This window comes from Flavobacterium sp. WV_118_3 (assembly GCF_039778605.1).
Taxonomy (GTDB): domain Bacteria; phylum Bacteroidota; class Bacteroidia; order Flavobacteriales; family Flavobacteriaceae; genus Flavobacterium.
The window spans coordinates 1295252-1315529 of record NZ_CP156060.1 but is presented as its reverse complement, the minus strand read 5'-3'; the positions used below and the strand labels follow the sequence as shown (position 1 = coordinate 1315529).

The window sequence follows — 20278 nt, the reverse complement described above, 5'->3', positions numbered from 1 at the left end:
TATGATGATGAAAAAAAAAGTGATATTGCTAATAGCCTTGATCAGTTATTCTGCTACTTTTCCTCAAAAAAACAGCATCAGCAACGCTGATAAAAAATACGATCATTATGCTTATATAGATGCTATTAAAATTTATGAAAAAGTGGCGAAAAAAGGGTATAATTCTGCACACCTGTTTGAAAAACTGGGCAATTCCTATTATTTTAACGGGGATCTTGATAAGGCAGAAAAATGGTACGAAAAACTTTTTACGCTTAACCAGACTGTCGAACCGATTTCTTATTTTCGGTATGCTCAAACTTTAAAAGCGATTGGACACTATGATAAAGCCAACCAAATGCTGTTGGTTTTCTATAAGAAAACCAACGATCAATTGGCTAATGAACTACTTAATAATCCGGATTATATTTGGAAATTACGGGAAAATTCCGGACGTTTTCAGGTAGAAAACACCAGAATTAATTCTAAATATTCCGATTATGGTCCGGCTTTTTATAATAACGAGTTAGTGTTTAGCTCTGCTCGTGATGCCGGGGGCATATTTCAACGGAAACACCAATGGACCAATCAGTATTTTACTAAATTTTATGTAGCACAGAACACTGGGGAGGGTTATCTGTCACCTGCAAAAAAGTTTTCAAAAAATATTGATAGCCGTTTTCATGAATCGACCCCGGCATTTTCTAAAGATGGTAAAACAATGTATTTTACCCGGAATAATTACAACAATAGAAAAAAGGGAAAAAGTTCCGATCGGATCATCAAGCTTAAAATCTACAAAGCGACACTTTCTGAAGGAAAATGGGACAATGTAACCGAAATGCCGTTTAACAGCAACAACTACAGTACGGCGCATCCGGCATTGAGTCCGGATGAAAAAACACTGTATTTTTCGTCCGATATGCCGGGTAGTCTTGGAAATTCCGATATTTATAAAGTAACCATCAATAGCGATGGAACCTATGGAAAACCGGAAAATCTGGGAAAAACCATCAATACATCCGGAAGGGAAACCTTTCCGTTTGTTTCACAAAAAAACGAACTGTATTTTGCTTCCGACGGGCATTTAGGAATTGGCGGACTGGATATTTTTAAATCCAAAATCCTGGCAAATGGTTATTCGGTGCCTGAAAATTTAGGTAGCCCTTTAAACAGTCCAAAAGACGATTTTGCGCTAATCATCGATAGTCAGAAACAAATGGGGTATTTTAGCTCTAATCGGGATGGCGGACAAGGATCCGATGATATTTATAAGGTTAAAGAATTGCCTTGCAAACAGCTTCTAAAAGGAAGAATCACCGATAAGGAAAAGAGCTTACCGTTGGCCAATGCCAAAGTATCCCTTTTTGATGCTAATAGGAAATCAATTGATTCGCTCCAAACCGATTCCGGTGGATTATACCGTTTTGAAACGATCGATTGTGATAAAATCTATTATATCAAAGCCGAAAAGGACGGATATCAAACCCGGGAAACCAGTGTGATCATACCGGCCAAAACAGGTGAAACCACACTAAATATCGAATTGGAGAAAAAAAGTGTTCCCATCAAATCAGGCAGTGATCTGACAAAAGTGCTTTCCCTCGAAATCATCTATTTTGATCTGGATAAATGGAATATCCGTCCGGATGCCGAAGTGGAACTTCAAAAAGTAATTACCGTTCTAAAAGAACATCCAACCATAACCCTCGATATTCAATCGCATACGGATAGCCGCCAAACGCATCAATACAACAAGCGTTTGTCCGACAGAAGAGCCAATTCGACCTTGGAATATATAGTAAAACATGGTATCGATCGAAATCGTCTAACCGCCAAAGGTTATGGCGAAACGCAACCGATAAACCGTTGTTCCGATGGTGTTCCCTGCTCTGAAGCCGAACACCAGCAAAACAGACGTAGCGAATTTATCATCGTAAAAATGTAGTCTTTTTTTATTTAATTATATCTATTTTAAAACGACAAAAGCATCCTTTTTAAAAGAGGATGCTTTTGCATTTTTGGGTATTTGGATTGGAATATTTTAGCAAAACTTTTATTTTTTATATAAATAGAGATGCAGATACAAAACTAACTATTCCTATTCAATAGAGAAAAACCTCAGAGAAATTGTCCATATGATTAACCATAAAGTCTATTTAATTTAACAGAACCGCATACTTTCTCCTGTCGGATTTTTATAAAAACAAGAAATATATAACAAATCAAGTCTAAAATAAACGTTACTTCACAGATAAAAAAAGTCCTTTTATCGAAAAACCTTACGAAAAGAAGTAATCCCGATTTTATTTGAATAATTTAGTATCACTAGAAACACGGCAAGGCATTGTTTTTATTTTAAGTAAATACCACTTCCGCTTAAAATACATACAATGTTCCGCGATAAAATCCGTATGTCTATTGCGATACCACTAATTTATATCGCATTTTACTTTTTCATTTCCTAAAACAGTACTACCCTTTTAATTAAGTCGCTACGTACTTTTTGTCGCTTATCCTGACAATTTGTTCCATGACTTTGCATACCGTATTTCTATAGGTGTTAGAACGCTACAGTTTTATCGCCCTGGGATTCCTTATGCCATTTGTTTCGCAACTAATTTAATTAAATATATTGATTATGAACGCTTTAAAACAAAAAGCAGCCGTACTGTTTCTGCTATTCCTCCTGGCAGAAACGGTACATTCACAAACTTTTATATCCTACCAGGATTTAATGACAAACAACGGGTATGGAAGTAAAAAAGAAGGTTCCGCTTTTGATTATGATCATGTAAAATCATTATTAAAAGAATTACATCCCAAACTTTACATCCTTAATGGTAAAGAGAAAAATTTAACGCAAGGTAATTTGTATTATGCCGAAGTTGATGCGGCTTCATTCAGGCAATTGCTCGCGATGGATAACATCGGTTCATTGGAAATGCTTACTCTTAAGCTCAGTGCCAATGACGCAGCAAGGATCGATCCGACAGCACTTGAAAAATTCAAGAATCTGAAGTATATCTATATTATCTGTGATTTTAAATGCAATCCGGATTATATCAAAAGCCTGTTTCTAAATAATCGTCATGATTATTTGATCATATACTCGATATCCATACCTAGTTAAATTTTATTAAAAGTCATCAGATTATGAGAAACTTTACCCAATTAAGTAGTATCATATCGGCGACATACACCAAATTCCTGCTAACCTCTTTTTTGATGTTTACAGCCATTAGTGTGTTTTCGCAAGTTCGGGTTCCGTTTACCCAACGAACCTCTCAGTATTCTCCAACTAAAAAGATTTATAATATTCAGGGCGATTTTACCATGATCGGGAACACCAACCTGACATTGGTAAATTATGGGGATAACACGAACAACAGTAACAACGATATGCAATATGTAGATGTAGACAGTGATCCAAATACATTAAATTCATCTTCCGCAACACTAAACTTTTCGACCGAAAACGGTGCGATTCCCAACTGTTCCAAAATTATCTATGCCGGACTATATTGGTCGGCCAGAGCTTCCAATGGCAGTTCCAGTCCCGATACTTTTTCGGTGACTAAAAATTTTCCGGGCGCACCACAACCTGTAAACAGTAATCAGACCGTTGGCCATAATGATGCGATTACGAATTCGCAATATACGATGAGTGTTTCGCGTCAGGGAAATAATAACAGCTATTATGTTCGCTATGATTTTAATGGCAACGGAAATACGGTTCAATTCGAATTCCAGAATGCCACACCATACATCCGCTATCGCGTTAACAGCGGAAGCTGGATCAATCCAACCAATCAGGTTGTGACAAATAATGGAAACACCAGAGTCGTAACCTTTGATCCGGTTACCGTATACACCGAATCCGGGGGAATCACTCTTACTGTAAACGGTTTGGAACGCGACTCCCGACAAAATCAATCCGCAGCCCAGTATCAGTCGACGTCATTCGCCTATACCAACGTTAGCGGAAGCATTCCAACCACAGTAGCCGTAACCAAAAACTTTAACAAAAGAGAGGTATTACTAAAAGGTCCGGGCGCATCGGGTTATACTCCGGTTACCGCCAACACCAACGATATCTACTATCCGAATTCCACCGATGATTTTATCTATTCCGCCTATGCGGAAGTAACCGATTACGTAAAACAATACGGCTTGGGAGATTACACCGTTGCCGATGTTGCGATGGTAGAAGGCAACGGAGGCTCTGTAGGCTATTACGGCGGTTGGGGACTGATTGTGATTTATGAAAACTCCAAAATGAAATGGCGTGATGTAACCGTTTTCGACGGACACGCCTATGTGAGCGGTAGTAATACCACCAGTTTTGAATTACCGGTATCGGGATTTAACACCGTTCAGACCGGTCCGGTTAATCTAAAACTTGGCTTAATGGCGGGTGAAGGTGATCGTGGTATCAGTGGCGATTATTTCAGCATCCAAAAACAAAGCGATAACAGCTGGCTGGATCTGAATCATTCCGGAAATACAACCACAAACTTTTTTAATTCATCGATACTCACTGGTGGCAACACCCGAAATCCAAACCTATTGAACAATACCGGTTTGGATATCAGTATGTTTACGATACCGAATTCCGGAAACAGTGTGATCACCAATAACCAGACGTCTACCAAATTCCGGTATGGAACCACGCAAGACACTTACTCTATTTTTACGATAGCCATGTCGGTCGATGCCTATGTTCCGCAACCTCAGGGAATTTCGTCCGTTACCACGATAAATGGTAACCCTGTAAGCGGACCGTTAACCGTTTTACCGGGACAGGAAATCGAGTTTAAAATAAAAGTTTTAAACGAAGGATCGGAAGCCATTAACAATGCAACCGTAGAAATTCCGGTGCCTTTTACCGCGAGTTATGTAAATGGTAGCGCTTTAGGAAACATTCTTTTTAGCCCTGCTCCTAGTCCGAATACCGTATCGTTTAATCCGTCACAAGGTGCCAACGGCTCCATTATCTGGAATATCGGCACACTTCCATTACCGGCCAATCCATCGGATGTTTTGGGAGAACTCACCTTTAAACTAAAAGCAACGGAGGATTGTAGTATCCTCAAAAATACGCACTGTAGCCCAGCAATAACGATATACGGTTATATCAACGGTGTGGGAGCCATTTCTGGAGTTGCAGTTACGACCAAACCGTTTATTCAAGGCTATACCGCTTCTGGAATATGTCAGGGCGAACCTATAAAAGATCCGTTGACCATAAGCATTAATTCGCAGGATTATGTAAACAGTCATTGTCAGAATACGCCGGACGAAATTGTATTTAATTTTTGTAATACATCCGGCAGTATTGCGGTATCACAAGTGAGCGGTGCCTTTCCTCCGGGAACCCGTTTTTACAACAGCTACCCGGTTGGTTCCGGCACTGTCGAATATACCGCCTCTAATCCGTTTCCGGCTACTGTAGGAACACAAACCTATTATGGTATTCCACCGGGAAGCACCGATTGCTATTACAGCTTTAAAATTAGCATTGTTACGAGTCCTGTTATTACAGCTCCGGCTAACTTTACACTCGAAGGTTGTAGTACCGGTTCCATAACTGGTCTGGTATATAGTGCCACACCGGTTAGCATTAGTCTGGCTCAATTTTTAGCCGCGGGTGGAACCACAACAAACCAATCGTTAAACTATACCATTACCTACGCCGATACCCAATCCGGTACCTGTCCTTTGGTTGTAACCCGAACTTTTACGATTAGTACACCCTGTGTAGCGAATCAGCATTTTACACAACAGATTACTATAAAGGACACCACTCCACCGGTAGCGCCATCGCCACCGGCAGCAATTACCGTAGCTTGCGGTAGTGCAGTTCCGGCGATGATCAGTTTAACAGCAACCGATAGCTGTTCCGGTGCGATCACCGTACAAGGTGTGGATGTGACTACCCCGGGTAACTGTCCGAACTCTTACTCGATTGTGAGAACATGGACCTTTACGGATGCCTGTGGCAATTCATCAAGCGTATCGCAAAACATTACTGTAAATGATACTATTGCGCCAGTAGCACCAACTCCACCCGCTGCGATAACCGTAGCTTGCGGTAGTGCTGTTCCGGCAATGATCAGCTTAACAGCAAACGATAATTGTTCCGGGGAAATTACCGTACAAGGTGTGGATGTAACTACTCCGGGTAACTGTCCGAACTCTTACTCGATTGTGAGAACATGGACCTTTACCGATGCCTGTGGAAACACATCCAGTGTATCACAAAACATAAATGTAAATGATACTATTGCGCCAGTAGCACCAACTCCACCGGCAGCAATTACCGTAGCTTGCGGTAGTGCTATTCCGGCAATGATCAGTTTAACAGCAAACGATAACTGTTCCGGTGAAATTACCGTACAAGGTGTGGATGTGACTACTCCGGGTAACTGTCCGAATTCCTATACTATTGTAAGAACATGGACGTTTACCGATACCTGTGGCAATTCATCCAGTGTATCGCAAAACATTACTGTAAATGATAATGTTCCTCCTGTAACACCAACGCCACCGGCAGCAATTACCGTAGCTTGCGGTAGTGCTGTTCCGGCAATGATCAGCTTAACAGCAAATGATAACTGTTCCGGTGCAATAACTGTACAAGGTGTCGATGTGACTACACAAGGTAACTGTCCGAATTCCTATACTATTGTAAGAACCTGGACCTTTACCGATGCCTGTGGCAATTCATCCAGTGTATCGCAAAACATCAACGTCAACGATAATATAGCTCCGGTTGCGCCAACGCCTCCGGCCGATATCACACTTTCATGTGGCGGCGATGTCCCAGCGATGATCAGCTTAACAGCAAATGATAACTGTTCTGGTGCAATAACTGTACAAGGTGTCGATGTGACTACCGAAGGTAACTGTCCGAATTCCTATACTATCGTAAGAACCTGGACCTTTACCGATGCCTGTGGCAATTCATCCAGCGTATCACAAAACATTACTGTTAATGATACCGTGGCACCGGTTGCTCCTGCTGCTCCGGCCGATATCACACTTTCATGTGGTGGCGATGTTCCGGCAATGATCAGCCTAACAGCAAATGATAACTGTTCCGGTGCAATAACTGTACAAGGTGTGGATGTAACTACTCCGGGTAACTGTCCGAATTCGTATACTATTGTAAGAACCTGGACGTTTACAGATGCTTGTGGAAACACATCCAGCGTATCACAAAACATTACTGTTAATGATAACGTAGTACCAGTGGCACCAACTCCTCCGGCCGATATCACACTTTCATGTGGTGGCGATGTCCCAGCGATGATCAGCTTAACAGCAAATGATAACTGTTCTGGTGCAATAACTGTACAAGGTGTGGATGTAACTACCCAGGGTAACTGTCCGAATTCCTATACTATTGTAAGAACCTGGACCTTTACCGATGCTTGTGGCAATACATCCAGTGTATCGCAAAACATTACTGTAAATGATACTATTGCGCCAGTAGCACCAACTCCACCAGCTGCAATAACCGTAGCTTGTGGTGGTGATGTTCCTGCAATGATCAGTTTAACAGCAAACGATAACTGTTCCGGTGCAATAACTGTACAAGGTGCGGATGTAACTACTCCGGGTAACTGTCCGAATTCCTATACTATTGTAAGAACCTGGACGTTTACAGATGCTTGTGGAAACACATCCAGCGTATCACAAAATATCAATGTAAATGATAACGTAGCACCAGTGGCACCAACGCCTCCGGCCGATATCACACTTTCATGTGGTGGTGATGTTCCGGCAATGATCAGCCTAACAGCGAATGATAATTGTTCCGGGGAAATAACTGTACAAGGTATGGATGTAACTACTCCGGGTAACTGTCCGAATTCCTATACTATTGTAAGAACCTGGACCTTTACCGATGCTTGTGGCAATTCATCAAGTGCATCACAAAACATAAATGTAAATGATACTATTGCGCCAGTAGCGCCATCGCCACCGGCAGCAATTACCGTAGCTTGCGGTAGTGCTATTCCGGCAATGATCAGTTTAACAGCAAACGATAACTGTTCCGGTGAAATTACCGTACAAGGTGTGGATGTGACTACCCCGGGTAACTGTCCGAACTCTTACTCGATTGTGAGAACATGGACCTTTACCGATGCCTGTGGCAATTCATCCAGTGTATCACAAAATATTACTGTAAACGATACTATTGCACCGGTTGCTCCTGCTGCTCCGGCCGATATCACACTTTCATGTGGCGGTGATGTTCCGGCAATGATCAGCTTAACAGCAAATGATAACTGTTCCGGTGCAATCACTGTACAAGGTGTGGATGTGACTACCCAAGGTAACTGTCCGAATTCGTATACTATTGTAAGAACATGGACCTTTACCGATGCTTGTGGCAATACATCCAGTGTATCACAAAACATAAATGTAAATGATACTATTGCGCCAGTAGCACCAACTCCACCGGCAGCAATTACCGTAGCTTGCGGTAGTGCTATTCCGGCAATGATCAGCTTAACAGCAAACGATAATTGTTCCGGGGAAATCACTGTACAAGGTGTCGATGTAACTACTCCGGGTAACTGTCCGAACTCTTACTCGATTGTGAGAACATGGACCTTTACCGATGCTTGTGGAAACACATCCAGTGTATCACAAAACATAAATGTAAATGATACTATTGCGCCAGTAGCACCAACTCCACCGGCAGCAATTACCGTAGCTTGCGGTAGTGCTATTCCGGCAATGATCAGTTTAACAGCAAACGATAACTGTTCCGGTGAAATTACCGTACAAGGTGTGGATGTGACTACCCCGGGTAACTGTCCGAACTCTTACTCGATTGTGAGAACATGGACCTTTACCGATGCCTGTGGCAATTCATCCAGTGTATCACAAAATATTACTGTAAACGATACTATTGCACCGGTTGCTCCTGCTGCTCCGGCCGATATCACACTTTCATGTGGCGGTGATGTTCCGGCAATGATCAGCCTAACAGCAAATGATAACTGTTCCGGTGCAATCACTGTACAAGGTGTGGATGTAACTACTCCGGGTAACTGTCCGAATTCCTATACTATTGTAAGAACCTGGACCTTTACCGATGCTTGTGGAAACACATCCAGCGTATCACAAAATATTAGCGTAAATGATAACGTAGCACCAGTGGCACCAACCCCTCCGGCCGATATCACACTTGCTTGTGGTGGTGATGTTCCGGCAATGATCAGCCTAACAGCGAATGATAATTGTTCCGGGGAAATAACTGTACAAGGTGTGGATGTGACTACTCCGGGTAACTGTCCGAATTCTTATACTATTGTAAGAACCTGGACCTTTACCGATGCCTGTGGCAATTCATCCAGTGTATCACAAAACATAAATGTAAATGATACTATTGCGCCAGTAGCACCAACTCCACCCGCTGCGATAACCGTAGCTTGCGGTAGTGCTGTTCCGGCAATGATCAGCCTAACAGCGAATGATAATTGTTCCGGTGAAATTACCGTACAAGGTGTGGATGTAACTACCCAAGGTAACTGTCCGAACTCTTACTCGATTGTGAGAACATGGACCTTTACCGATGCCTGTGGAAACACATCCAGTGTATCACAAAACATTACTGTTAATGATACCGTGGCACCGGTTGCGCCAACCGCTCCGGCCGATATCACACTTTCATGTGGCGGTGATGTTCCGGCAATGATCAGCTTAACAGCAAATGACAACTGTTCCGGTGCAATAACTGTACAAGGTGTGGATGTAACTACTCCGGGTAACTGTCCGAATTCGTATACTATTGTAAGAACCTGGACCTTTACCGATGCTTGTGGCAATTCATCCAGTGTATCACAAAACATCAATGTGAATGATAACGTAGCGCCAGTGGCACCAACGCCTCCGGCCGATATCACACTTTCATGTGGTGGCGATGTTCCGGCAATGATCAGCTTAACAGCAAATGATAACTGTTCCGGTGCAATCACTGTACAAGGTGTGGATGTAACTACCCAAGGTAACTGTCCGAACTCCTATTCGATTGTTAGAACCTGGACGTTTACCGATGCCTGTGGCAATACATCAAGCATATCGCAAAACATAAATGTTAATGATAACGTGACACCGGTTGCTCCTGCTGCTCCGGCCGATATCACACTTTCATGTGGTGGTGATGTTCCGGCAATGATCAGCTTAACAGCAAACGATAACTGTTCCGGTGCAATAACTGTACAAGGTGTGGATGTAACTACTCCGGGTAACTGTCCGAATTCCTATACTATTGTAAGAACCTGGACCTTTACCGATGCTTGTGGCAATACATCCAGTGTATCACAAAACATTACTGTAAATGATACCGTGGCACCGGTTGCTCCTGCTGCTCCGGCCGATATCACACTTTCATGTGGTGGCGATGTCCCAGCGATGATCAGCTTAACAGCAAATGACAACTGTTCCGGTGAAATTACCGTACAAGGTGTGGATGTAACTACTCAAGGTAACTGTCCGAATTCCTATACTATTGTAAGAACCTGGACCTTTACCGATACCTGTGGCAATACATCCAGTGTATCGCAAAACATTACTGTAAATGATACCGTGGCACCGGTTGCTCCTGCTGCTCCGGCAGATATCACACTTTCATGTGGTGGCGATGTCCCAGCGATGATCAGCTTAACAGCAAACGATAACTGTTCCGGTGCAATAACTGTACAAGGTGTGGATGTAACTACTCAGGGTAACTGTCCGAATTCGTATACTATTGTAAGAACCTGGACCTTTACCGATACCTGTGGCAATACATCCAGTGTATCACAAAACATTACTGTTAATGATACCGTGGCACCGGTTGCTCCTGCTGCTCCGGCCGATATCACACTTTCATGTGGTGGTGATGTTCCGGCAATAATCAGCTTAACAGCAAATGATAATTGTTCCGGTGAAATAACTGTACAAGGTGTCGATGCGACTACACAAGGTAACTGTCCGAATTCCTATATTATTGTAAGAACATGGACCTTTACGGATGCTTGTGGAAACACATCCAGCGTATCACAAAATATCAATGTAAATGATAACGTAGCACCAGTAGCACCAACACCTCCGGCCGATATCACACTTTCATGTGGTGGCGATGTCCCAGCGATGATCAGCCTAACAGCAAATGACAACTGTTCCGGTGCGATCACCGTACAAGGTGTGGATGTAACTACTCCGGGTAACTGTCCGAACTCTTACTCGATTGTGAGAACATGGACCTTTACCGATACCTGTGGCAATACATCCAGTGTATCACAAAACATTACTGTTAATGATACCGTGGCACCGGTTGCTCCTGCTGCTCCGGCCGATATCACACTTTCATGTGGTGGTGATGTTCCGACAATGATCAGCTTAACAGCCAATGATAACTGTTCCGGTGCAATAACCGTACAAGGTGTGGATGTGACTACCCAAGGTAATTGTCCGAATTCGTATTCTATCGTAAGAACATGGACGTTTACCGATGCTTGTGGCAATACATCTAGTGTGTCGCAAAACATCAACGTGAATGATACCGTGGCTCCGGTTGCACCGACTGCTCCGGCCGATATCACACTTTCATGTGGTGGCGACGTTCCAGCAATGATCAGTTTAACAGCAAACGATAACTGTTCCGGTGCAATAACCGTACAAGGTGTGGATGTAACTACCCAAGGTAACTGTCCGAACTCTTACTCGATTGTAAGAACATGGACCTTTACCGATGCCTGTGGAAACACATCCAGTGTATCACAAAACATCAATGTGAATGATACCGTGGCACCGGTTGCTCCTGTTGCTCCGGCCGATATCACACTTTCATGTGGTGGCGATGTTCCGGCAATGATCAGTTTAACAGCAAATGATAACTGTTCCGGTGAAATTACCGTACAAGGTGTGGATGTAACTACCCAAGGTAACTGTCCGAACTCTTACTCGATTGTAAGAACATGGACCTTTACCGATGCCTGTGGAAACACATCCAGTGTATCACAAAACATCAATGTGAATGATACCGTGGCACCGGTTGCTCCTGTTGCTCCGGCCGATATCACACTTTCATGTGGTGGCGATGTTCCGGCAATGATCAGTTTAACAGCAAACGATAACTGTTCCGGTGCAATAACTGTTCAAGGTGTGGATGTGACTACCCAAGGTAACTGTCCGAATTCCTATACTATTGTAAGAACCTGGACCTTTACCGATACCTGTGGCAATACATCCAGTGTATCACAAAACATCAATGTGAATGATAACGTAGCGCCAGTGGCACCAACGCCTCCGGCCGATATCACACTTTCATGTGGTGGCGATGTTCCGGCAATGATCAGCCTAACAGCAAATGATAACTGTTCCGGTGCAATAACTGTACAAGGTGTGGATGTAACTACTCCGGGTAACTGTCCGAATTCGTATACTATTGTAAGAACCTGGACGTTTACAGATGCTTGTGGAAACACATCCAGCGTATCACAAAATATCAATGTAAATGATAACGTAGCACCAGTGGCACCAACGCCTCCGGCCGATATCACACTTTCATGTAGTGGCGATGTTCCGGCAATGATCAGTTTAACAGCAAATGATAACTGTTCCGGTGCAATAACTGTACAAGGTGTGGATGTGACTACCCCGGGTAACTGTCCGAATTCTTATACTATTGTTAGAACCTGGACGTTTACAGATGCTTGTGGCAATTCATCTAGTGTATCGCAAAACATCAACGTCAACGATAATATAGCTCCGGTTGCGCCAACTGCTCCGGCAGATATCACACTTTCTTGTGGTGGCGATGTTCCAGCGATGATCAGCCTAACAGCAAATGACAACTGTTCCGGTGCGATCACCGTACAAGGTGTGGATGTAACTACCGAAGGTAACTGTCCGAATTCGTATATAATCACAAGAACCTGGGCGTTTACAGATGCTTGTGGCAACACGTCAAACAGTATCCAGATCATAACCGTTTCGGATGATATCGCACCATCGCTAACATCGACTCTCGATACTGAGGTTACTGCCGATTGTGCCAATATTCCACCCGTTCCGGAACCAACTTTTGCCGATAATTGTGGCGGTACGGTAACGGTAGAATACAGCGAAACGACAGCGAATCAAACGGCGCAATCCTATAGCATTATTCGTACCTGGACGGTAAGTGATAACTGTTTTAATACACAAACCTATACTCAAACTGTCAATGTTACAATTAATAATCCGCTTACAGTAGTATCAAAAGCGATTTGTATTAAGGATGAACCTGTTAATCTTTTTAGTATCTTACCGGAGGGAACGCCACAGGATGGCACTTGGTCAACAACAAATGCCGGAGCAGCCTTAGAAGGCAGTATATTTAGTCCTAATCAGGTAGCATTAGGGAACTATATTGTCCGCTATACCATTTCAAATGGAGACTGTCCGCGTATTTTTGAGATCAATATAGAAGTACACGACAGATGTATTGTACTACCGGCCTGTTCTATAAATGTCTATAATGCCGTATCGCCAAATGATGATGGTTATAATGATGTCTTTTTTATTGACGGAATTAGCTGTTATCCACAAAACAATGTTGAAATTTACAACAGATGGGGTATATTAGTATTCAGTACAGATGGTTACGATAATACAACCCGGGTATTCCGGGGCGTATCGGAAGGACGAGCTACCTTTAACAAAGGAGCCGAATTACCCGATGGCACTTATTTTTATATTTTGAAATATAAAAACGAAAGTGGTACCGAATATACTAAAACGGGCTATTTATATCTTAACCGATAGTAGTAATAGCTTTATTCTTAGTTCAATTTAAAGTAAGGATACATGAAAACATATCTTATATTATTCGCACTGATATTGATGGGTACCACCGGATATTCGCAACAGGACTCGCAATATACTCAGTATATGTACAATACAATTACTATTAATCCGGCCTATGCGGGTTCGCGTGGCGCGATGAGTATTTTTGGAATGTACAGACGGCAATGGGTCGGATTAGACGGAGCACCAACTACGGCTACCGCGTCAATCAACACACCTATCAATGAATCGAATGTAGGTTTAGGCTTGTCATTTATTAATGATCAAATAGGTCCGGCTACCGAGAACAATATCTCGGTAGACGTTTCCTATAGTATACAAGCATCAGAAGACTATACCGTTTCCTTTGGAATAAAAGGAACGGCCAATCTGTTTAGCCTGGATATTAACAAACTGAATATCCAACACCAGGGCGATCCACAGTTTCAAAATCTAAATATGGATTTTAGTCCTAATGTGGGTGCCGGAATTTATGTGCATTCCGATAACACCTATTTTGGTTTGTCGGTCCCTAATTTTCTGGAAACCAAACATTATAAAGACAATTCTGTTTCGGTAACCAAAGAGCGACTACACTATTATTTTATCGCAGGACATGTGTTTGATTTTAGCAGTGAATTAAAATTCAAACCGGCCTTGTTGGTAAAAGCGGTAGAAGGCGCACCGTTACAGGTTGACGTATCCGGAAACTTTCTGATTAGTGACAAACTTACCCTTGGTGTGGCCTATCGTTGGGATGCTGCCGTAAGTGCACTGGCCGGATTTCAGGTATCCGATTCCTGGTTTATCGGCTATGCTTATGATGCAGAAACTACCCGATTAGCGAATTACAATTCGGGATCCCATGAGATTTTCCTCCGTTTCGAGTTTTTCAATAACTATAACCGGGTGTTAACGCCTCGTTTCTTCTAAATGTTATGATCATGAAAAAAATAGTTATACTTCTGTTTGTTTTTATCGGTACAACTGTTTCCTTTGCCCAAAAAGCCAGGATTAACAACGCCGATAAAAAATACGACCACTATGCCTATATAGACGCGATCAAAGTTTACGAAAAAGTGGCAGAAAAAGGATATAAATCCGCAAACCTGTTCGAAAATCTTGGAAATGCCTATTATTTTAATGGCGAATTGGACAAGGCCGAAAAATGGTATGGGGAGCTTTTTGCACTCAACCAAATCATCGAACCGATCTATTATTTCCGTTATTCTCAGGCTTTAAAATCGGTGGGACAATACGACAAAGCCGATCAGATGCTCGCTGCTTTCTATCAGAAAACCGACGATCCCGCGGCTAGTGAACTGCTCAATAATCCGGATTATGCTAAAAAATTGCGTGAAGATTCCGGACGTTTTAAAGTGGAAAATTCCGGAACGAATACCAAATATTCCGATTATGGTCCGGCGTTTTTTAATAACGATGTCGTTTTTGCTTCGGCCCGCGATACCGGTGGTGTGTTTCATCGCAAACACCGATGGACGAATCAATATTTCACTAAACTTTATGCGGCTCAGATCTCCGATGACGGTTACCTGGCTCCTGCTCAAAAGTTTTCGGAAAATATTGATACCCGCTTCCACGAATCGACGCCGGTATTTACGAAAGACGGCACTACGATGTATTTTACCCGAAACAATTATAACAATGGTAAAAAAGGAAAAAGTTCCGACCGGATCGTAAAACTGAAAATCTATAAGGCGGTACTTTCTGAAGGAAAATGGGACAATGTGACCGAAATGCCGTTTAACAGTAACAACTACAGTACGGCACATCCGGCATTGAGTCCGGATGAAAAAACACTGTATTTTTCATCCGATATGCCCGGTAGTCTTGGAAACTCCGATATCTATAAAGTAGCCATCAATAGCGATGGAACCTATGGAAAACCGGAAAATCTGGGGAAAACGATCAATACGTCCGGAAGGGAAACCTTTCCGTTTGTATCGCAAAAAAACGAACTGTATTTTGCCTCCGACGGACATTTAGGAATTGGCGGATTGGATATTTTTAAATCCAAAATTCTGGCAGCTGGTTATTCGAAACCTGAAAATCTGGGAAGTCCGCTAAACAGTCCAAAAGATGATTTTGCGTTGATCATGAATAGTCAGAAACAAACGGGTTATTTTAGTTCCAATCGCGATGGCGGACAAGGATCGGATGATATTTATAAGGTTCAGGAATTCCGATGTGAACAACTTTTAAAAGGAATAATCACCGATAAAGAAAGTGGATTACCATTAGCGAATGCCAAAGTATCCCTTTTTGATGCCAACATGAAACCCATCGGCTCTATGCAAACCGATTCCGGCGGATTGTATCGTTTTGAAACGATCGATTGTGACAAAACCTATTATGTCAGAGCCGAAAATGACGGTTATCAGACGCGGGAAGTTAGTGTGATCATACCGGCCAAAACAGGTGAAACCATAGTAAACATCGAACTGGAGAAAAAAGCTATTCCTATCGAACCGGGTATCGATCTGGCTAAAGTACTGGATATCGAAATCATCTATTTTGATCTGGATAAATGGAATATCCGTCCGGATGCCGAAGTGGAACTTCAAAAAGTAATTACCGTTCTAAAAGAACATCCGACGATAACCCTCGATATTCGCTCACATACCGATAGTCGTCAGACGCATAAATACAACGAGCGTTTGTCTGACAGAAGAGCAAAATCGACTCTGGAATATATGGTAAAACACGGTATCGATCGCAATCGACTCACCGCCAAAGGTTATGGCGAAACACAACTGGTAAACCGTTGTTCCGACGGTGTTCCCTGCTCTGAAGCCGAACACCAAAAAAACCGACGCAGCGAATTTATCGTCATAAAAATGTAAAGTGTTCATTTCATTATATTGCTTTAAACGACAAAAGCATCCTCTTAAAAAAAGGATGCTTTTGCATTTTTGGTACTGGTCGGTTTATTTTATTTTTTAATAAAAATATTGGTGATATACATAGTACCGTTGTTATCTTTACGAACGGCAACGCCAAAATTAGTATAATCCCCTTCAATATTCATCCGGTGCAAATCACTGTTTAGCCAGGCATTAAAAGTGGACGAAATGGTTTCGTAACCATAGGCAATATTTTCACCTACTTTTTTAGCGCCCAATGTGGCTTTCAGGTTTTGTTCCCGTTCATTAAAATAGGAATGATCCACAATTTTAGTGGTAATCATATAGTCATCGTGTCCTTCCGACAAATACGAAATATGATTGATCTTGTCTAAAGGCGTTAATCCTTTACTAATCCGATACTCATTAATTTTCTGTTCAATCTGTAACTCTTCCTGATTGTACGTAAAATTATTTACTACTTTATAATCCGTAGGGGATTCATTGGCACTTTCTGTCGAACAGGAAGCCATCATCAAAAAGCACATCAATACCGATGCGCCACGCATTAATCTCATAAGCATTAATCAAGTCTATTAAACACTGGGGCAATCTTTTACATTGAAAAGATGCTACAAATGTATTTTAATATCGATTACGTGCAAAAAAAATCGATGAAATGTCCTAAAAATTAACGTTTTTGACCTAATTGTCTTATTTTTAGGATGAAAGACGCTCCATTTTCCAGTGATAATCCGCTTCCAACGAATAGCGGATACGATCGTGAAGACGGTTGGGACGTCCTTGCCAGAACTCTACTTCTACCGGACGAACCAGAAAACCGCCCCAGTGCTCCGGACGCGGAATAACTTTCCCCTCGTAGGCTTTTTCGAGATCGGCCAGTTTTTGTTCCAGATAATCGCGGGATGGAATAACATCGCTCTGATCGGATGCAATAGCGCCTAATTTACTCCCATCCGGTCGACTGTCGAAATAATTATCGGATACCGTTTCAGACGTTTTTTCAGCAATTCCTTTAATGATCACCTGTCTTTCGGCTGTAGGCCAGAAAAAAGACAAGCAAATATGCGGATTGGCCTGTATAGCCTTTCCTTTTTCAGAATTATAATTGGTAAAAAAGATAAAACCTTCCTCGTTGAATTTTTTTAGCAGAACAATTCGCGATTTCGGAAAACCATCCAAACCAATCGTCGATACGGTCATCGCATTCACTTCTTCGATACCGCCAAAATCTTCCACTTCATAAAACCAGCGCTGGAAAAGATTGATTGGATCTTCCGGAATAGTGGTTTCGACCAAAGCCGATTTTTCGTAGGACTTTCTGTAGTTGCTCAAATCACTCATGGTATCGGTATTATAATTAGTCGTGCTAAATTAGGATGTTTTAAAATGCGGATTAAAAAATCCCCGTTAAAATTCGAACACTTTTCCGTCGTCACTCAACAACACATTTGGAAAAATCGTTTCGGCTTCCTCGCGGAACAGACTTATTTTTTCATATCGGGTTGAATAATGTCCCAATAAAAGCTGTTTTACGTTCGCCAATCGGGCGATATTTGCCGCCTGTTTTGCCGTAGTATGCAGGGTTTTTTCGGCCAGATGCGCTTCTGACTCCAGAAAGGTGCTTTCGTGGTAAAGTACTGTAGTTTGTTCAATCAGAGGAACAAGGGTTTCATCGTACACTGTATCAGAACAAAAAGCATAGCTTTTTGGCGGTTCCGGATCGGATGTAATCTTTTTATTTGGGATAACGGTACCATCGTCTAACGTGATATCGCCCCCGTTTTTAATTTTCTGATAGTAACATTGATCAATCCCGTAATTCAAAATGGCATTGATGTCGAGTTTGCGTTCTTTTTCTTTTTCCTGAAAATGATAACCATTCGTATATACACGGTGTTTTAGCGGAATGGTTCGCACCAAAACTTTATCATCTTCATAAACCACTTCACTTTCGGTGCTTTCCAGTTCGTGGAAATAGAGGTTATAACCGGTAAACGAACCGGACAAACGCAATTGTAGCAGGATGACTTCTTTGATTCCTTTTGGTCCGTAAACATGTAGATCGGCCACCCGGTTTAGGAGCATAAAAGTGGAGATTAATCCAACCAAACCATAAAAATGATCGCCGTGCAAATGGGAAATAAAAATATGTTCGATTTTTGAAAACCGAATTTTATTTTTACGTAACTGCACCTGCGTACCTTCGCCACAATCGATCAGAAACATCCGGTTCTGAATTTCTAAAACCTGTGCGGTCGGATTGGTAATAGTTCGGGGTGTGGCTGCATAACAGCCCAATATGGTTACTTTCATGAAACTGCAGTCGGATTAAAAGCCTAAATCGCGTTCGATCTCTTCCATTTCAATCATATCATGTGCTTCCAACAGTGTTGGAACAACCAAAAGAGAGGCCGGAACACTATTAAAATCGATAGTATTCGCGACTATTACAAAAGACTTTTTCCCTTTTTTATGGATTTTAGACAAAGGGGAACATAATTTTAAGGAGGCTATGGTTACACTTTCATCCTGAGTTACATCCAAAATCAGGTTGTGATTTTTGTAACTATTGTGCTGATCCGTAACTTTTCCCAGAAAAGTCTGGATGTTTCCTTCGGTATCTTTGATGATAATGGTATGACCTTTCTCTTCTACTTTCATTCGTTATACTTAATATAAATACTAATTTACAGTATTTTTAGAATACTGTACGGAAATAAACGGACTAATTGGTGTACATTTCAGGAGTGATCCTGATTTTAAATAAAAAAACACCTGTTTTGTCCCGATAGGAGTAAATAATCTGAACTTTATTGTCTCGAAAATAGCTCATATCAGGATTGGTTTTGATATTACTAATCAAATTGGGTTCGATTACTTTTTGTGCCTGATCAATATCAACCTGTTCTTTATTAAGGTTGATCAGTGTATAATTGTACTGGAATACTTTATTGGGCAATACCATCGAATTATCAAGTCGGGTTTCACGATCGACCGAAATAGGACATTGTTTGTTGATTTCATGAGATACCGTAGTCAAATAACTTTCTAACGACGGTTTCATTAAATTGTGTACCGCAAAAAAGATCGCTATAAAAACGATAACTCCTATAACGATACCAACAATGACCTTTGTTTTATCATTATTCTTCATCCTTCTTCATTTTTAAATCCAGACAATATACGACACTCATAAAGCTGGGTTTATACACTTCTTTTCGGGCTTTGATCTTTTGATAGTCCTTACCCGGCGTAAGCGTATTGATTTTCATTCCTTTAAAGTTAATTTTAAAACGTTCCAGATAAACCGTACTCTGCGCCGGAACCGTAAACTCCACTCTATTGTTTTTAACGGATTTTTTCCACGTTTTAAAATATCTCAGGAAAGAATCGCTTTTAATCTCGTTTTCCGTTAGCAACCAGTTTTTGATTTCAATCTGAAAACCGTGATGAAACGATTTTTCAGGAAATGAAATCTGCATGGGTTGGTTGGTATAGTTCCGGATGCAACAAAATTCGGCCAGTGTACATCCTGACAGTATAAAAGAAAGCAATACTAACGCAAACCATTTTTTCATTTT

The 20278-nt window shown here is 41.7% G+C and carries 11 protein-coding genes; 5 read left to right on the top strand and 6 right to left on the bottom strand.

Going from position 1 to position 20278, the window contains the following annotated elements:
- Positions 1-7 precede the first annotated feature (7 nt).
- The 5 genes from ABFU83_RS05995 to ABFU83_RS05975 all read left to right on the top strand — a co-directional run bounded on the left by ABFU83_RS05995 (position 8) and on the right by ABFU83_RS05975 (position 16673).
- Positions 8-1927, top strand: coding sequence for an OmpA family protein (locus ABFU83_RS05995; RefSeq protein WP_347069592.1), 1920 nt, complete (start codon positions 8-10; stop codon positions 1925-1927).
- Positions 1928-2620: 693 nt separating this feature from the next.
- On the top strand, positions 2621-3112 hold the full coding sequence (locus ABFU83_RS05990; RefSeq protein ID WP_347069591.1) for a hypothetical protein: 492 nt from the start codon (positions 2621-2623) through the stop codon (positions 3110-3112).
- Between the two features lie 23 nt (positions 3113-3135).
- Positions 3136-13788, top strand: coding sequence for a gliding motility-associated C-terminal domain-containing protein (locus ABFU83_RS05985; RefSeq protein WP_347069590.1), 10653 nt, complete (start codon positions 3136-3138; stop codon positions 13786-13788).
- 42 nt (positions 13789-13830) lie between these two features.
- The gene (locus tag ABFU83_RS05980) at positions 13831-14742 is read left to right on the top strand and encodes a type IX secretion system membrane protein PorP/SprF (RefSeq protein WP_347069589.1); all 912 of its coding nucleotides are present in this window, start codon (positions 13831-13833) and stop codon (positions 14740-14742) included.
- 11 nt (positions 14743-14753) lie between these two features.
- On the top strand, positions 14754-16673 hold the full coding sequence (locus ABFU83_RS05975) for an OmpA family protein (RefSeq protein ID WP_347069588.1): 1920 nt from the start codon (positions 14754-14756) through the stop codon (positions 16671-16673).
- An 89-nt stretch (positions 16674-16762) separates the two neighbouring features.
- On the opposite strand, the gene ABFU83_RS05970 is transcribed toward ABFU83_RS05975, so the two are convergent.
- The 6 genes from ABFU83_RS05970 to ABFU83_RS05945 form a co-directional block, all read right to left on the bottom strand.
- The gene (locus tag ABFU83_RS05970; RefSeq protein ID WP_347069587.1) at positions 16763-17257 is read right to left on the bottom strand and encodes a CAP domain-containing protein; all 495 of its coding nucleotides are present in this window, start codon (positions 17255-17257) and stop codon (positions 16763-16765) included.
- A 136-nt stretch (positions 17258-17393) separates the two neighbouring features.
- The gene (pdxH, locus tag ABFU83_RS05965; RefSeq protein ID WP_347069586.1) at positions 17394-18038 is read right to left on the bottom strand and encodes a pyridoxamine 5'-phosphate oxidase; all 645 of its coding nucleotides are present in this window, start codon (positions 18036-18038) and stop codon (positions 17394-17396) included.
- A gap of 66 nt (positions 18039-18104) precedes the next feature.
- Entirely contained in the window at positions 18105-19010 is a 906-nt protein-coding gene (locus tag ABFU83_RS05960; RefSeq protein WP_347069585.1) for a ribonuclease Z, read from the bottom strand.
- A 15-nt stretch (positions 19011-19025) separates the two neighbouring features.
- Positions 19026-19358: a ribonuclease Z gene (locus ABFU83_RS05955; protein WP_347069584.1), complete on the bottom strand. Its 333-nt coding sequence runs from the start codon at positions 19356-19358 to the stop codon at positions 19026-19028.
- Between the two features lie 64 nt (positions 19359-19422).
- A complete protein-coding gene (locus ABFU83_RS05950) occupies positions 19423-19851 on the bottom strand; it encodes a hypothetical protein (RefSeq protein WP_347069583.1) in 429 nt (142 codons plus the stop codon).
- Positions 19841-20275 (bottom strand): hypothetical protein, encoded by a 435-nt coding sequence (locus ABFU83_RS05945; RefSeq protein ID WP_347069582.1) that lies wholly within the window; start codon positions 20273-20275, stop codon positions 19841-19843. Before ABFU83_RS05945 ends, ABFU83_RS05950 begins: the two co-directional genes overlap by 11 nt.
- Between the last annotated feature and the right edge of the window lie 3 nt (positions 20276-20278).

Excerpts from the sequence above, each read along its gene's own strand:
- ABFU83_RS05975 (WP_347069588.1), top strand. The coding sequence starts at position 14,754 with ATGAAAAAAATAGTTATACTTCTGTTTGTTTTTATCGGTACAACTGTT.
- ABFU83_RS05995 (WP_347069592.1), top strand. The coding sequence starts at position 8 with ATGAAAAAAAAAGTGATATTGCTAATAGCCTTGATCAGTTATTCTGCT.
- ABFU83_RS05945 (WP_347069582.1), bottom strand. The coding sequence starts at position 20,275 with ATGAAAAAATGGTTTGCGTTAGTATTGCTTTCTTTTATACTGTCAGGA.
- ABFU83_RS05980 (WP_347069589.1), top strand. The coding sequence starts at position 13,831 with ATGAAAACATATCTTATATTATTCGCACTGATATTGATGGGTACCACC.
- ABFU83_RS05970 (WP_347069587.1), bottom strand. The coding sequence starts at position 17,257 with ATGCTTATGAGATTAATGCGTGGCGCATCGGTATTGATGTGCTTTTTG.
- ABFU83_RS05960 (WP_347069585.1), bottom strand. The coding sequence starts at position 19,010 with ATGAAAGTAACCATATTGGGCTGTTATGCAGCCACACCCCGAACTATT.
- pdxH (WP_347069586.1), bottom strand. The coding sequence starts at position 18,038 with ATGAGTGATTTGAGCAACTACAGAAAGTCCTACGAAAAATCGGCTTTG.
- ABFU83_RS05950 (WP_347069583.1), bottom strand. The coding sequence starts at position 19,851 with ATGAAGAATAATGATAAAACAAAGGTCATTGTTGGTATCGTTATAGGA.
- ABFU83_RS05990 (WP_347069591.1), top strand. The coding sequence starts at position 2,621 with ATGAACGCTTTAAAACAAAAAGCAGCCGTACTGTTTCTGCTATTCCTC.
- ABFU83_RS05985 (WP_347069590.1), top strand. The coding sequence starts at position 3,136 with ATGAGAAACTTTACCCAATTAAGTAGTATCATATCGGCGACATACACC.
- ABFU83_RS05955 (WP_347069584.1), bottom strand. The coding sequence starts at position 19,358 with ATGAAAGTAGAAGAGAAAGGTCATACCATTATCATCAAAGATACCGAA.